Origin of the sequence: Leminorella grimontii ATCC 33999 = DSM 5078 (assembly GCF_000439085.1) — a bacterium.
Classification (GTDB): domain Bacteria; phylum Pseudomonadota; class Gammaproteobacteria; order Enterobacterales; family Enterobacteriaceae; genus Leminorella; species Leminorella grimontii.
Genome location: NZ_AUUA01000023.1, coordinates 1 through 14,608, shown reverse-complemented (window position 1 = coordinate 14,608; position 14,608 = coordinate 1). Strand labels below are relative to the sequence as shown.

15 protein-coding genes and 1 rRNA gene are annotated in these 14,608 nt (G+C 54.6%); 2 read left to right on the top strand and 14 right to left on the bottom strand.

What is annotated here, in order from left to right:
• Positions 1-57: 57 nt before the first annotated feature.
• The 10 genes from G544_RS0117050 to nrfA all read right to left on the bottom strand — a co-directional run bounded on the left by G544_RS0117050 (position 58) and on the right by nrfA (position 8,924).
• Positions 58-1,038 carry a serine/threonine protein kinase gene (locus tag G544_RS0117050; RefSeq protein ID WP_036024423.1) on the bottom strand — a complete coding sequence of 327 codons (981 nt, stop codon included), beginning with the start codon at positions 1,036-1,038 and terminating at the stop codon, positions 58-60.
• A gap of 42 nt (positions 1,039-1,080) precedes the next feature.
• The gene (locus G544_RS0117045; protein WP_027275715.1) at positions 1,081-1,350 is read right to left on the bottom strand and encodes a YihD family protein; all 270 of its coding nucleotides are present in this window, start codon (positions 1,348-1,350) and stop codon (positions 1,081-1,083) included.
• 156 nt (positions 1,351-1,506) lie between these two features.
• Positions 1,507-2,352 (bottom strand): c-type cytochrome biogenesis protein CcmI, encoded by an 846-nt coding sequence (gene ccmI / locus G544_RS21425; protein ID WP_051155813.1) that lies wholly within the window; start codon positions 2,350-2,352, stop codon positions 1,507-1,509.
• Positions 2,349-2,804: a heme lyase NrfEFG subunit NrfF gene (gene nrfF / locus G544_RS0117035; RefSeq protein WP_027275714.1), complete on the bottom strand. Its 456-nt coding sequence runs from the start codon at positions 2,802-2,804 to the stop codon at positions 2,349-2,351. Before nrfF ends, ccmI begins: the two co-directional genes overlap by 4 nt.
• Positions 2,801-3,346 (bottom strand): DsbE family thiol:disulfide interchange protein, encoded by a 546-nt coding sequence (locus G544_RS0117030; RefSeq protein ID WP_027275713.1) that lies wholly within the window; start codon positions 3,344-3,346, stop codon positions 2,801-2,803. The genes nrfF and G544_RS0117030 overlap by 4 nt, the downstream gene beginning before the upstream one ends.
• Complete coding sequence (locus G544_RS0117025; RefSeq protein ID WP_027275712.1) at positions 3,343-5,247, bottom strand: heme lyase CcmF/NrfE family subunit; 1,905 nt, start codon at positions 5,245-5,247, stop codon at positions 3,343-3,345. Before G544_RS0117025 ends, G544_RS0117030 begins: the two co-directional genes overlap by 4 nt.
• A gap of 25 nt (positions 5,248-5,272) precedes the next feature.
• Complete coding sequence (gene nrfD, locus G544_RS0117020; protein ID WP_027275711.1) at positions 5,273-6,229, bottom strand: cytochrome c nitrite reductase subunit NrfD; 957 nt, start codon at positions 6,227-6,229, stop codon at positions 5,273-5,275.
• Positions 6,226-6,897 (bottom strand): cytochrome c nitrite reductase Fe-S protein, encoded by a 672-nt coding sequence (gene nrfC / locus G544_RS0117015; RefSeq protein ID WP_027275710.1) that lies wholly within the window; start codon positions 6,895-6,897, stop codon positions 6,226-6,228. Before nrfC ends, nrfD begins: the two co-directional genes overlap by 4 nt.
• Positions 6,894-7,448: a cytochrome c nitrite reductase pentaheme subunit gene (gene nrfB, locus G544_RS0117010; RefSeq protein WP_027275709.1), complete on the bottom strand. Its 555-nt coding sequence runs from the start codon at positions 7,446-7,448 to the stop codon at positions 6,894-6,896. Before nrfB ends, nrfC begins: the two co-directional genes overlap by 4 nt.
• A 48-nt stretch (positions 7,449-7,496) precedes the next feature.
• Complete coding sequence (gene nrfA, locus G544_RS0117005) at positions 7,497-8,924, bottom strand: ammonia-forming nitrite reductase cytochrome c552 subunit (protein WP_373876289.1); 1,428 nt, start codon at positions 8,922-8,924, stop codon at positions 7,497-7,499.
• A 501-nt stretch (positions 8,925-9,425) separates the two neighbouring features.
• Between nrfA and mobA the strand changes: the two genes are divergently transcribed.
• Together mobA and mobB are read left to right on the top strand one after the other, a co-directional pair.
• Positions 9,426-10,007: a molybdenum cofactor guanylyltransferase MobA gene (mobA, locus tag G544_RS0117000; RefSeq protein ID WP_027275707.1), complete on the top strand. Its 582-nt coding sequence runs from the start codon at positions 9,426-9,428 to the stop codon at positions 10,005-10,007.
• Complete coding sequence (gene mobB, locus G544_RS0116995; RefSeq protein ID WP_027275706.1) at positions 10,004-10,519, top strand: molybdopterin-guanine dinucleotide biosynthesis protein MobB; 516 nt, start codon at positions 10,004-10,006, stop codon at positions 10,517-10,519. Before mobA ends, mobB begins: the two co-directional genes overlap by 4 nt.
• 11 nt (positions 10,520-10,530) lie before the next feature.
• On the opposite strand, the gene G544_RS0116990 is transcribed toward mobB, so the two are convergent.
• The 4 genes from G544_RS0116990 to rrf all read right to left on the bottom strand — a co-directional run.
• A complete protein-coding gene (locus G544_RS0116990; RefSeq protein ID WP_373876288.1) occupies positions 10,531-11,241 on the bottom strand; it encodes a SanA/YdcF family protein in 711 nt (236 codons plus the stop codon).
• Positions 11,242-11,405: 164 nt separating this feature from the next.
• Positions 11,406-12,716 carry an L-cysteine desulfidase family protein gene (locus tag G544_RS0116985; RefSeq protein WP_027275704.1) on the bottom strand — a complete coding sequence of 437 codons (1,311 nt, stop codon included), beginning with the start codon at positions 12,714-12,716 and terminating at the stop codon, positions 11,406-11,408.
• 33 nt (positions 12,717-12,749) lie between these two features.
• Entirely contained in the window at positions 12,750-14,081 is a 1,332-nt protein-coding gene (locus G544_RS0116980; protein ID WP_027275703.1) for an SLC5/6 family protein, read from the bottom strand.
• Between the two features lie 423 nt (positions 14,082-14,504).
• A 5S ribosomal RNA gene (gene rrf / locus G544_RS0116975) occupies positions 14,505-14,608 on the bottom strand; the annotation flags it as partial.

The window sequence follows — 14,608 nt, the reverse complement described above, 5'->3', positions numbered from 1 at the left end:
CTGCGGCAATCGCAGCGTAAACCATCTTTTTCATAACAACACTCCGTGACAAAAAAATCAGTACATCGGCGCCAGCCGCAGCGGCGGAGCCTCTAAGCGTTTAACTTGTTCAAACAGGGCCGCCGGCTGCGTCTGCCAAAAATCGACGTCGGCTATCCAGGGAAAGCTTTTCGGAAATGCGGGATCGTTCCAACGGCGCACAACCCAGGCCAGGTAGTGCACCATCCGCATACCGCGCAGCGGCTCGATTAACGCAAGCTCTTCTACAGGGAAATCGGCGAACTCGCCGTAGGATTCGGCAATCAAGTCCAGCTGCATTAGCCTGTCTCGTTCCTCTCCCTGTAAGAGCATCCAAACGTCCTGTATTTTCGGGCCGTTGCGCGCGTCGTCTAAATCAACGAACGTTGGCCCGTCTCTCCACAAAATATTGCCGGGGTGGCAATCCCCGTGCAGTCGGCACGGCGCCCAGTCTATGTGCCAGTGAGACTCAACGGCCTGAATCAGGCAGTCGAGTGCGGACAGAAAGTCTGCCCTTACGGCATTTGGCACCAGCGCGCTTTCCGCCAGCGTTTCCCGAGGTTGGTAAAGATATTCGTCCAGCCCAAACGTGGGGCGATGAGCAAAGCTGCCGCTTTCGCCCACCTTATGAATGCGCCCTAAAAAGCGGGCCACCCACTCAAGATGGTCGAGGTTATCCACTTCAAACTGACGACCGCCGACGCTTGGGAACACGGCGAATAAATAGCCCTGGTGTTGGTGCAACGTGCGCCCATCAAGCGAGAGCGGCGCAACGACCGGGATTTCGTCGTTTGCAAGCTCCAAAGCAAAGTCATGCTCTTCCTGAATCTGCGCTTCACTCCAGCGCTGGGGACGGTAGAACTTCACGACGAAGCGGCGTCGCTCTTCGTCCATAAATTGATAAACGCGGTTTTCATAGCTGTTTAGCGCCGTCAGGCCGGAGTCTACCCGCAGCCCTACGTCAAACAGCGCGTCTAAAATAGCGTCCGGCAGCAGGGATTGAAAATTGAAGGCCGGCATGGTTGATCCACTACACATCGCGTTAATCTATATCCGTTCAGGCTAGTCTTTCAGGATGCCGCGGGCGCGCAACAGCGCGGTTTTGAAATCTTCTTCGTAGTCCTTTTTCAGACCGGGAATAGCGTCAGTGCTGGATGAATCACGCATCTTGAGATGATAGATCAACACGTCGTCCGTCAGCTCGCCAAGCGGCCCTTTATATCCGGCTTCGTCAGCCAGCTTTTGCAGAAATTGAACCAGATTCAGATCCGGGTCTTTCTGCCACGCCGGGTGAATCAGTTCAATAAGTTCATTGACGCGATGGCATTTCATAACGCCTCTCCCTTTAGTCTTGATTACAAACGGGGCAAGTATGTAACGACGCCCCAATCGCCACCAGCGTGATTTACGCATAAAGGCTTTTCAAATGTAGAAAAAGCGGCGGCAGCGGGCACAGCCTATCAGGGTTAATAAAAATTTAACAGCCCATTATTTCATCATCCGCGCCATGTTGATGGCCTCAATCAGCCTGGCGCGATCGACGCGGGGATCCTCGCTGTCAAGCAGCCGCTGCCAGATGTCGATCGCCTGTTGATATTGGGCGTTGAGGAAGCGATCGGAGGCTAAAAGCATGAGTGCGGTAATTTGATTAGGGTCGAGCGCCAGCGCTCGCTGAATCAGCAATTCGGCCTGCGGCGTCATGCGCTGGCCAGCCTGATAGTAGAGCGTAGTCGCTTTGGCCGTTAGGACTTCGGCGTCGTCGCCGCGAATTTTGGCCACTCTGTCGAAAGCGACCAGCGCGTTTTCAAACGCATTGCTGTTCAGATAACGTTGGCCGAGCAAGAACCAGGACTCGCTGTCGTTGGGCGACGTGCGAATGCGCTGCATCAGCTCGGCGACCACCTTGTCCTGCATCTGCTCTTCGCTCATACCCTCAAACAGCGCGTTGCCCCCCTGACGCACAAACTCGGCGGACGACGAATACTGGCCGTACGCTACGTAGCCGCCTATCGTTAGCACCAGCGTAAATACCGTCATCAGCACCGGCGTCAGAAGCGTCGAACGCTTGCCGTCCATCGCTGAAGCCGGGGCGTCCTGCGCGTTTTGCAACAGACTCAGCGCCAGCTCTTCCTTTAACGCTTCGGCCTGACGGCGCTCGCTTTCCTCGCAACCAAACAGCCTTTCGGCCAGGGCGGACTCCTGGCGGTACAGCGCAACGTTAACCTGCTCGCGCAGCGTCTGCGGCGGCGCTTTCCCGGCGCGACAAAACGGCAGCCAGACGATAGCTATCGCCAGCAGAGCCAGAATGCCGCTACCAATCCAAAATGCCGTCACCGCTTTTTCTCCAACAGTTGTTCAAGCTTACGGCGCTGTTCGTCGCTCATTTCGGGCAAAGGTTGAGCCCGGCGACGAACGTAGCGCCATGCCGCCACTGCGGCGAAAAGCAGCAGCACGAGCGGGCTGAGCCACAGCAGGGCCGTCTGCACGCCAAAGCGCGGCTTATACAGGACAAAATCGCCAAATCGGCTGGTCATCACGCTCACGATCTCATCGTTCGATTTACCTTCGTCCACCATGCGATAAACCTCAAGGCGCAGATCGCGGGCTATCGGCGAAGTGGACTCCACCAAATTCTGATTCTGACACTGCGGGCAGCGCAGCTGCTTGGCGAGCGTCACGGCCCGCTCCTGGTTTTCCGGCGTTTTAAACTGCCAGGTATCGACAATCTCAGCCCGTAGAGGCAGCGCGAAGCACAGCAGCAGCAACAGGCGCCAGCAGCGAATCATGGCAGCGGCTCCCCCTTCATCAGCGAACCGATTTTCGGCTCGAACTCCACTTTCCAAACCTCGGCGTTTAATTCACCAGAATAGCGGTAGCGGATCGCGCCCCGGGCGTCGATAAGATAGGTTTCCGGCGTGCCGTAAACGCCGAGCTCCATCGCAAGCTTGCCCTCGGGATCGTAAATCGAGCGGAAGTAGGGATTGCCCAGCTCGTTAAGCATCTTGACTGCCGCGCTACGGGTATCGCGATAGTTGAGGCCGTAGAGCTTGAACTCCGTCCGCTGCCCCAGCTTGCTTAAAAACGAAAACTCTGACTTACAGGAAGGGCACCAGCTGGCCCAAACGTTGAGCACCGTAATGTGCCCCTGAAAGTCCCGTTCGGAAAATGTCCGGTTGCGTAGCAGCAGGTCGTCTGCCGCAAAGGTCGGCATCGGCTTATCCTGCTGGGTCAATCCGAGCTGATGGGGATCCTGACGCAGGCCAAACAGGAGCGCGATGCCCAAAGCGGCGACCAGTAATAGAGGAATAAACAGCTTCAGGCGCGTCATGACGTCACCTCTTTTCGCGAGCGTATCCGGCCGGCAAGCAGCAAAATGCCGCCTAGCATCATCAAAAGGCCGCCGCCCCACACCCAGCGGATAAAGGGCTTATAGTGAAAACGCAGCGCGTAGCTGTCCCGATCCACCTTCTCCCCCATAATCGCGTACACGTCGCCGAAAATTCCCCAGGAAATGCCCGGCTCGCTCATCAACATGGTTCTTACCGTATAGTGACGCCGTTCAGGCATAAGCGTCGCCACGTTCTTGTCCGCTTTTGTCACCGAAATCACCGCCTGTTCCGACGTATAGTTCGGCCCCACTAGCAGGCGAGTTTCCTGATAGTTAAAGCGGTAGTCGCCAAGCCTCGCCTCACTGCCTTGGGCCATTTTCACCCCCGTCTCGATGGAGTAATAGCTGGAAATCACAATGCCCACCGTGGTGACGGCAACGCCACAGTGCGCCAGCCAAACGCCGCACCGCCTCAAGGACAGTCGGCGAACCATCGACAGGTTGCTCAGGCAAACCCACGCGGCGAGCGCAAGCGACAGAGCGACCATCGGGTAAAACCGGTCAAACAGCAGCGCGCCGCCAACGCCGACCGCGGCGGCTAACAGAGCTAAAACGGCCAGACGCCTTCCTGTACCCGCTCCCATGCTTTTCCAGCGGCTTAGCGCAGAGATCCCCATAACGGACAGGGCCAGCAGCGCGGGCGGAACAAAGGTGGCGTTGAAATAAGGCGCGCCGACGGAAATAGAACCCAATCCGAATGCGGTAAACAGCATCGGATAAAAGGTGCCGATAAGCACAATCAGCGTCGCAACGCTCAGCAGCACGTTGGCCGCCAACAGCATTGTCTCTCTCGACAAAAGCCCGAAGCGCGCGGCGGAAGGCTGGGTATTGGCTCTTAGCGCAAACAGCGTCAACGCGCCCATCACGGCCAGGCCCAACAGAAGAAGCAGCATGATGCCGCGATCGGGGTCAACGGCAAAAGCGTGCACGGAGGTCAAAACGCCGGAGCGAACGATGAAAGTGCCCAGCAGGCTGAGCGCAAAAGTGAAGATGGAAAGCAGCAGACTCCAGTGGCTGAACGCGCCCCGTCGTTCCGTCACTATCAGCGAGTGCAACAGCGCGGTGCCTAAAAGCCACGGCATCAGCGAAGCGTTTTCTACCGGATCCCAGAACCACCAGCCGCCCCAGCCTAACTCATAGTAGGCCCACCACGAACCAAGAATAATGCCGCCGGTCAGGCAAATCCACGCGGCCAGCGCCCAAGGTCGGCTCCAGTGGGCGACGGCGGCGTCCATTTTACCGCTCGCCAGCGCGGCAATCGCCAGCGCAAAGTTAACGGCAAAGCCAACGTAGCCTAAATAGAGCAGCGGTGGGTGAAAAATCAGGCCGACGTCCTGCAGCATCGGGTTAAGGTCTCGCCCTTCCATCGGTGCGGCCATCGTTGAAGAAAAGGCGCGCTCAAACGGGTTGGAAAGAAACAGGATAAACAGGCAGAACCCCACCATGATAAGGCCGAGCACCGCCAGCGCCGCCGCGCTGACCTGCGGGTCCATACGGCGACTAAATGCCGCTAATAGCGCAGTCCAAACGGAAAGCGAGAACAGCCAGAACAGCATGGAGCCTTCGTGGCCTCCCCACACCGCCGCAACCTTAAAAAAGACCGGCAGCTGAGAATTTGAATGCTGAGCGACGTACATGACCGAGAAATCGTCGGTGGCAAAGCTATAGCCCAAAAGCGCAATGGAAAGCGTGATAAATAAACATGCGCCGTAGCTTAACGGCGCACCGTAGCGAGTGAGTAACGACCGCCGGCAGAACAGGCCCACCGGCGGTACAATACTTAACAGAAGTGAGAGCGCCAGTGCGCCCAGTAGGGACAGCAGACCCAGTTCTGGAATCATGCCGTTCCCTTTTCTTTTACGCTCATTAAGCTACCGTCATTTGGCCCGCGTACAGGATGAAGAATCTCAACATAAGTACACCACAAAGCCCCATGCAGGCAACCGTCACGAGATAGCCCTTGCTGTGCTGAACGCGATGGCTGCACACGGCGCCCATAATCAGCGGCAGCAAAATGCCAAGGCCGATAATGCCAAACCAGAAGACGTTGGACCAGAATCCGCCGCCAATAGCCGCAACTGCAGCGACCTCTTTCTGGCCGCCGCCGAAGAACAGGCCGACGAACAGCGCAAACAGCAGCAGCAGTTCGAACAGTACAACCGGTTTTTCGATCTGATGGACAAAGTGAATGGAGGGGCTGTCCGTCGGCTGCTTAAACCAGGTTACGCCAAACAGCACCGCCGCCGCCGCGCCGGACGACACGCCCGAGAACAAGAACAGAACGGGCAGAACCGGGTTGTTCAACATGGGATAGGTTTTCAGCGCCGACAGCAGAAAGCCGGTATAGACTCCCAGCAGCACCGCCAAAAGCACCATCAGCGGCTCCAGCACCTTCTCAAGCCGCGCCAGCGAAGCGATAATGCCGTTCACCCAGCTAAACGCCGTCAGACGGGTTTGGGTAAATTGACGGATCTCTTCACGAAACAGCACGGCCAGCCAGACAATCAGCACGACCATATAGACCTGGAACAGCATAACGCCCATCGACATAACGGAGGTCGGGCTGTAGAAGATCATCAGGTACCAGAAGGTCCATGGCTTGGTCAGGTGGAAAATCAAAATGGTCAGACCGACGATAATGGTCAGCGGCGCGATAATCGCCGTAGCCTTAATAACGCCGTCGCGGCTGGCTTCATTACCCAGGATCCTGCGCTTAAGGAAAATGGCGATGGTCACCATCCCCGCAGAAATGCCTATCAGAAACAGGTAAATGGCGATCGGCCAGTCCCAGACCAGAGAGTCAAAGTGGAAAGCGCTGCTCATCCTTTAATCTCCCCGTGTTTGCTTGGAATGCGATACATCTTCGGCTCAGTGCCCAGATGTACCTTGGAGCGGTAAGTGGTCTTATCCGCAATCAGCTTCACGATATCGCTGTTAGGATCGTCCAGATTACCGAACGTCAACGCCTTGGTTGGGCAGGACTCTACGCAGGCGGGCAGCTTGCCCTTGGCCAAGTTGGTATCGCGACAGAAGTTGCACTTGTCGGCGCTCTTTTTCACCGGGTGAATAAAGCGCACGCGATAAGGGCAGGCAGCGATACAGTACTGGCAGCCTACGCAGCGGTCTGGATTCACGTCAACGATACCGGTAGCCGCATCTTTGTAAGAGGCTCCCGTCGGGCAGACGTCCACACAGGGCGGATTGTCGCAGTGCTGACAGGAGTGACGGTCGAACTGATATTTTGCCTCTGGAAACTCCCCGACGGGGCCGGTGCGGATAATATTGAGCCGCGATACCCCATCAGGAACGTTATTGACCTCCCGGCAGGCATCCATACAGGCGGTGCATCCGATACAACGAGTTTCGTCATACACCATGCCATAGCGAATACCGTTAACCGACATCGTTTGTGCCAACACGCGATGCGCGGCGCCGGTCGTCAAAATAACTGCTCCCATACCGGCAATAAAATGACGGCGTGAGCAACTCATGGCGTTTCCTTCTCTTTTTGATGCTGCTTTTGCTGTTCGCTATGACAGTCGACGCACAGCTTGATTTGGCCCTTCTTGTCCAACCCTTTCACCGGATCGACGGCTGGGTGCAGCTGGTGGCAGCTGGCGCAGGACGTTTTCAGAATGTGCACGTCATGAGCCCACAGCGCGGCGCGCAGCTTCTCAGGCTGGTGACAGGTCATACAAACCTGGTTCTGCTTATCCACCGGGAAGGTATCTTTGTTAAAGCGCATCGCATCCGCAGCGCCGTCACGGTGCGCGGGCGAGATCGTGCCGTGACAGTTGGTGCAGGTCACCGGCGTCCCGGTGTTGGGATTCGTCGCCTTGGCGTGAGCGCCGTGCATCCCATCCTTATTTTCTTTATGACACTGAGTACAGGCGTAGTCGCGATTACGCTGTAGCTCAACCTGATAGCCGGACGAAGCGGCCGCATCCTGCTGCGACGCCGCCGACGCCGGCATGGCCGTCGCAGCAAGCATGGATGCCAGCATTAATAGCCCGCCTTTGAATAGCAAACGTAAACTACTCATGAGATTTCCACCTTTATTGGGCCCCGCCAAACGCGGGGCCAGTCGCATTTATTGGTTTAACAAGCGGCCTTCTTTCTTGGCTTCGTTGTCCCACTCAACCACGCGGGTTTTCAGGAACTCTTGTTTTTCGCTTTCCAGCTTCTGCATATCCATGCCTAGAGCCTTTTGAGCGTTTGCTTTTGTGGAAATATCCGGCAGAGCGATCGGCGTCGTTATCCCTTTGGTCGCCAACAGGCGAGCCAGCTTGGTGCGAGCCTCAGCGGACTTGTCGAGAGACGTGCCCAGCACTTTCAGACCAACTTCCGGCGCGTGCATATGGATGCCGTGAGACGCGATAGCGTAGTCCCAACGCCACTGAGCGTGACGGATATCCTGAAGGATCGGCTTCATCTCTTCTTCGGTCGCGCCTGCGTCCCATGCGGCCTTGGCTTCAAAGTGCGCGTGAACCAGCTGACGCTCGGCCTTCTTCTTAAGCTCTCTTACCGCTTCTTTTCTGCTGGCGACGATGTCCTGCAGCTGCTGCTTGCTCTGCGTGTGGCAGCTTGAGCAGCTTTCAGCAAACCTGTCGAAAGGATTGCCGATCTTGTGGTCGGTGTAGAGCTTACCGTCGGCGTTCTGTACCTTCGGCATGTGGCAGTCGATACAGGTCACGTTGTTCTTGCCGTGAACACCCTGGCTCCAGGTCTCATACTCTGGGTGCTGGGCCTTGATCATCGGCGCTTTGGAGAGCGCGTGCTTCCAGTCGGAAAATTCGATGTTGTCGTAGTACTCTTCCATTTTCTCAACCGTCATACCCCCATCCCACGGGAACTTGACCGCTTTGTTCTTGCCGGAGAAGTAGTACTCAACGTGACAGTTGCTGCACACCATAGACTGCTGGTCTAAGCGGCTGGCCTTATCAAACGGCTTGCCGATAGCTTCCAACGCGCGCGCGGTGTAAGGACGAGACATATAGAGCGCAGGCTTGCCTGCGGCAAAATCTTTTGACGCCGTATCGTGACAGTCGGCGCAGCCGATGGGGTTAACGACCTGAGAGCCGCCGCGCGCCCACATGCCTTCGAAGTAAGCGTCTTCGCCGCCTTCATCGATAAGGCGGGCGACGTCCGGGCTCTTACAGCTCCAGCAGGCCATCGGCAGCGGACCGTCCGTATCTTTCATCGGCGCAGCGGTACGCAGCGACTGACGGATATCGGTAATAGCGTAGAAGTGCCCACGCGCTTTTTTGTAGTCTTTAGCGAACGGATAGCCCGCCCAGAGGATAACCATGTCGGGATATTCATCCAGGCCGCCGCCCAGCGTGTCTAATTCGCTGGTTGCGCGCCAAGAGTCGTACTGATCCTTATGGTCTTTCGCAAATGCTTCATTACGAGCTTCAACATTAAGCTTGTTGGCGCTTGCCGTATTGATTGCCAGAAGCGATGCAAACAATATCAGTAAGCCAGCTGATAACCTTGCCTTAAATTTGCCCACGGTAATAACTCCCAATTTATTATATTTTCGACCTTTACTTCGCCGTTTGAGAAAGAAGAAATACGTCCCTTCGCACTGATTTATCACGCCAGAAACATACTTAAAAGGTAGTATTTTATTATCCGTTTAAATATAACGAATTGAAGGAAAAATGAATATCTTGCCTAAAGAATACTTGTTTTAGATCAACGAAAAAGTCATTGAAAATTCAGTTTTTTGACAGGCTTCAAACTCTATTTTAATTCACTCTTCGAATATAACTATTTAGGGTTATAAGCAATTAATACCTCTTTAGAGTTATAAACTACACACACCTTAATTAATAAGGGAAGAAATATACTTTATGAATACCAAAATAGATTACGTCTTTAATAGAAATAAATAAAGAGACGTTTGTTTAATATAAAATGAAAATCATTATCAATTAATTCAATTAAACGGGGCGAGCGTTTTATAAACGCGTTAAAATGGGCGCCTGTTCCGGTCGAATGTCAGTGAGGTTATAACATGTCGCTCCCCACGCTTACCGGCGCCGTACTGTCGGGAGGTCAAGCAACTCGTATGGGCGGCCTTGATAAAGGGCTGGTTAATATCGGCGGAAAACCGCTCTATCAACACGTTCTCCAGCGGTTGGAAGCGCAGGTGAACGGAGTCATTATCAGCGCCAACCGCAATATCGACGAATACCAAAAAAGCGGCTATCCGGTGCTTTCTGATACCATCAGCGGCTTTAAAGGCCCCCTTGCCGGCATCTTAACCGTTTTAGAAAATAGCCCGACAGAATGGGTTCTGTTCGCCCCCTGCGATACGCCGTTTATCCCTACCAACCTGGCGGAAGTTTTATGGAACGGAAAGCAGAACGCTTTGGCGGCCTACGCCGACGACGGCGAGCGATCTCATCCTACGGTAGCGCTTATCAGCACTCGGCTGATAAAGCCTTTGCGTGACTATCTCTTGGGAGGCGATCGCAAGCTGATGCTCTTTATGTCCGCGCAGAACGCGATACCGGTCAGGTTTAATGACGATCCCCGCGCCTTTCGCAATATCAACACGCTGGACGACGCCGAGCAGGAGAGCCGCCAAAAATGATCAACGCCCCTCTTCCCCTACTGGCCATCACTGCCTACAGCGGTACGGGAAAAACTACGCTGCTAAAAAAGCTCATCCCAATGCTTGCGGATATGGGCATTCGCTGCGGCCTGATAAAGCATTCACATCATGACGTGGACGTCGACACGCCGGGAAAAGACAGCTACGAGCTTCGTAAAGCGGGCGCAGTTCAGACCATCGTCGCCTGCGACCAGCGGTGGGCGTTAATGACGGAAACGCCCCAACGGGCGGTTAACCTGCCCGAGCTGGTGGGTAAGTTTGATCCTCTGCTTATCGATTTAGTGCTATTGGAGGGCTTTAAGCAGGAACCGGTTCCTAAAATAGCTCTGTACCGTGCCGCCGTCGGCAGGCCGTTAGACGACCTGCTGGACGAGTATGCGATAGCGCTGGCGACGGACGAGGCGCTCGATGTGGGTATCCCGGTCCTGAACATTAACGACTGCTCGCAGGTCGCCGAGTTTATCCGCGCCTGGCTGGCCGCTAAACGCTAACGCTTCGCTGGCTATTGACTCGGGCAACCGCTGTCGGTATCTGGCCCAATGGTTACGCTCGGGCCAAGAAACTTGGGTTGCCGGTGCAGCACGCGGCTGTCCAACAGCGCGCTGACGCGGGCCAGCTTCTCCCGCATGCGGGTATACTTCCCGCGCCCGCTGGGCAAGTCTTTTGCATCGTAGGCAATGGCATCAATGCCGTACTGTCGCGCCAGGTACAGCGCCCGCTGGTTATGAAATTGCTGGGAGACGATGATGAAGTCATTTTCCCCAAAGACCTTATTGGCTCTGACCACCGAATCAAGGGTTGAGAACCCGGCGTAGTCGCAAAAAATAGCGCCTTTCGGCACGCCTTTTTCCATCAGTGCCCGCTGCATGGCCGACGGTTCATCATAGTGCTTTTTGCCATTGTCGCCGCTGACCAACAGCCACTGAATCTTTCCGGCATGGTACAGCTCGGCGGCGGCGTCAATGCGCCGGGTGAAATAGCGGTTGTTGGGCTTGGCGCCGAGCACCAGAGCGACTTTCCGAGCGGGAATGTCCTCAACGCTGTCGTAGATCTGCGCCTCGGTAGCGCCGACGATTTCACGCTCCGCGTAATGAATCAGCCCCAAGGAAATAGCGGCAGACAACAGATAGAGGAAAATAAGCCTTCGGGAGAAAAGCTTTCGAAATACGACGTTAATAACCCGAAACAGGGCCTTGAAAAACCGAACAATCACCGTTGTCTTCATCCATGAAAGAGAATCAGCGCCCTTTTTAACGCAGGATTATGAACTTTGTATGAGGTGGTGCGTTATTTCGCCGATAACCCGACGTTTATCGTCACCTCGGCAATACGCAGAAAAAGGCAGCCCCAGTCACTCAACCGGGGCATACAAAGCGATTACCGCACTTTATTCGCCATAATTTCAATGATCTGCCGATCGGTTTCCTGCATTGACCGGCAGGCTAACGCGCACAGGTTGGATATTGAACGCTCTACGTCATCTGCAACAATGCCCTCATTGCCCGTCACAGCGGTATCGTCCAGCGCCATCAGCACCGCTTTCCACGCAGAGGAGACGCTGGTAGACACCTTCATCGCGCAGCTGTTCGAGGCTCCATCGCAAATCATGCCGCTAACGTCGCCGATCATGCTGCCAATCGCCATTGAAATGGTTTGATAATCGCCATCAACCAGCCAGGTCATGCCTGCCGCCGCACCCATTGCCGCCGTTGTCGCTGCGCACAGCGCAGACAGCTTCGGCAGTTGATAATGGATATAGATAGCGCTCAGGTGCGACAGCATTAACGCTCTAGCCAAGCGTTCTTCATCTGCGCCAAAGTATTCGGCAACGACAACGACTGGCATCGTGGCGGCGATCCCCTGATTGCCGGAACCGGAATTACTCATGGCGGGCAGCGTCGCGCCGCCCATGCGCGCATCCGACGCAGCGCTGGTGCGGATCAGAATCTCTGACAAAAGGTCTTTTGCCATCAGCCCGCGCTCACACTGCTTCTCTAATGTTGCGCCAATATGCAGCCCCCAGCGCCCGCGCAGGCCTTCTTTCGACAGGGCGTCGTTAAGGTGCGCCGCTTCAAGGATAAAGCGAATATCCTCAAAGGGAACCTGATTCACAAACATCAGGATCTCCGCCAGTGACGAGTGCGACAGAACGGCCAGCGGGTCGTCTGCTGACGCATCCTGCGAATCCTCAGCAAGGGTAAAGCAAACGCCATCCTGAGTTTCAATCCGTACGATTCGAGTATGTCCGCCAACGATAGTAACGCTTGCCCATTCGTCACCAGCAAACGCCTTGGCCTGGGAATAAAGGATATCTTCACACGGCGACTTCAGCATTACGCGAACTCGTCCTTCATCCAGCATCATTTTGGCGTGCGCGACATCCTCTTGTGAGGCCGCTTTTAACACCTCCAGGCCTGCGTGAGCGTCACCACCCACGGCGCCCAGCGCAGCCGCGATGGGCAGGCCCACCATTCCCGTACCCGGAACGGTTACGCCCATTCCGTTTTTCATCAGGTTTGGTGAAACCCATGCATCAATTCGCTCTGCCGGACCCGACAGGCGGGACGCGGCAACGGCGCTCGCTAACGCCAGAGAGATGGGCTCGGTACAGCCCAGAGCAGGCTTAACCTCTTCCTGCACGGCGAGAATAAAAAGCTTCCACAACGGATTCATTTCAGGCTTGGACATAATAACAACCTTAAGGCTTAGCGTTCGTCAGCATCAGGAGAATGCCAGGAACGGAGAAACGCACAACAACAGACCGGTAAAGATAATCAGCATCAGCGAAGCGCCCTTGTATTTGTGAAGAGAGGGAACTTTGTAGACCAACCACGCGGGGATCAGACAGCCAACCATACCGAAGATCGGGCTGCAGATAGAGGTGAAGCTCAGCACCGGCGCATTCAGGACAATCGCACTCCAGGACAGAAGAATGGCGAACACCATAATTCCACGCTGAACCAGAGTCTCGTTGATCTTATCGGCCGGAAGCTTACGGCGAAGCAGGTTCATCACGATGCCCTGCGTCGCTTCGCGAAAGCCGAGATACACGCCGAAGAAGGCGGTCATAACGGCAAATATATTCAGAATAACGCTGACGATTTTGACCCAGGCGGCGCCGTCGCCGCTGATAAACTGCGCAGCAATCGCCAATGCGGAAATATTCTGCTCATAGGCCTTTACCGCTTCGTCATGGCCCATCGCCAGCGTAAAAGAAACGGCATAGAAGAATACGGTGACGAACAAAACGCCAAATGCAATATTCATGGCGCGCAGCGCCTTGTGGCGGGCAACCTCGATAGACTTCGTGCGTGAACGATAAGAGATGACCATCGGGCTCAGCGTTTGGATAAACAGGATGGACGTCAGCGTAAACGGAAGCGTGATTATCGCATTCTTCACCAACAGGCCCGCTGGTGGCAGTGAACCAACGTTATACAAGTGCCACATGCCTATCATGGATAGCCCCAACAAAGCCACGACCAGCAGCTTGGTCAGCACCATCAGGCTGGAAACCTTAAACAGCAGCTTCTCGCCGCGCGAGGAAATAGCCACTAAGATGCAGATAAGCGCCAGTCCATAGAAGGGGCTCTCGGACAGCAGGCCTTCCGTTATGCCGAAAGTATGTAAATAAGAGGCGCTGTCATTGGTAATTGCCGTGGAATATACGAACATCCAGATAACCAGCATAACGAAGTAAAGCGCACCTAACAGAATGCCCCAGTTTTTTCCCAGGTAGCCGCTGATAACGCTGGGGTAGTCTTTACACTCGGGAGACTCTGCCAGAGTATTAATAAAGAGGCGCTGAAACAGATACATTGCCGGATAGCCAATAATCGACGAGAGCAAAAACACCCACAGCCCCATCAATCCCACCTGAACGGGTAAAAACACGATGCCGGCGCCGATCGCCATGCCGATGCTCATAATCACCCAACCGACGTCAGTACCGTCGAACTTGGTCGCTTCACGCCATTCACTTTCCGTCATGGTTGCCCGACCGGCAGGTAAGGAGCCTTCCAGCGTTACGCTTGCACTTGATGTTGATTCCATAACATTCTCATTTAGTAAGTAGGGTAAGTTAGATTTGTATTTTTCTAGCCGCAGAGAAACACTCGGCGGCGAATGTGATAAATCATACGCATGATAATGAAGAAAAAAATTGCATTTATTGCCATGCAATAAGCATGGTTATAGAAATAATTTCCAACCATTCGCATATAAATCAAAAATTATTCTACAGATTTCTAAAATGAGAGGTAGTTCACATCCATATAATTTTAATCGTTATTTTCCTGTGGCATAAAAAAGGCCACTCTTTCGAGTGGCCTTCTTCTAATTAAGAGCCTGGCAGTTTATGAACCTCTTCGAGGCCGTCCTCCGGACGTTTCGGCAGATTTGTCCCTATCAAGTAGCGAACTGCCGTTAGACAAAAGCAAAAAGGCCACTCTTTCGAGTGGCCTCTTCTAATTAAAAGCCTGGCAGTTCCCTACTCTCGCATGGGGAAGCCCCACACTACCATCGGCGCTACGGCGTTTCACTTCTGAGTTCGGCATGGGGTCAGGTGGGACCACCGCGCT